The sequence below is a fragment of the Halomonas sp. SIMBA_159 genome (assembly GCF_046536035.1).
Classification (GTDB): Bacteria; Pseudomonadota; Gammaproteobacteria; order Pseudomonadales; family Halomonadaceae; genus Vreelandella; species Vreelandella venusta_A.
Window position 1 is genome coordinate 1 of record NZ_JAWJBT010001132.1, and the last position, 252, is coordinate 252.

General features: G+C 49.2%; 1 protein-coding gene. It reads left to right on the forward strand.

Annotation, left to right across the window (positions count from 1 at the left end; translation table 11 throughout):
* Window positions 1-252, forward strand: a 252-nt coding sequence (locus R0J87_RS22800) for a substrate-binding domain-containing protein (RefSeq protein ID WP_498889205.1), incomplete at both ends; no start/stop codon positions are given.

The following is a 252-nucleotide window of genomic DNA, read 5'->3' on the forward strand; positions in this document are numbered from 1 at the left end:
GGCATTATTCAGGGTGATTTGATTGCTAAACACTGGGCGGCGAATCAGGGTTGGGATCTGAACAAAGACGGTCAGATTCAGTTCGTACTGCTGAAAGGTGAACCGGGCCATCCGGATGCAGAAGCACGTACCACTTACGTGATTAAAGAATTGAACGATAAAGGCATCAAAACTGAACAGTTACAGTTAGATACCGCAATGTGGGACACCGCTCAGGCGAAAGATAAGATGGACGCCTGGCTGTCTGGCCCG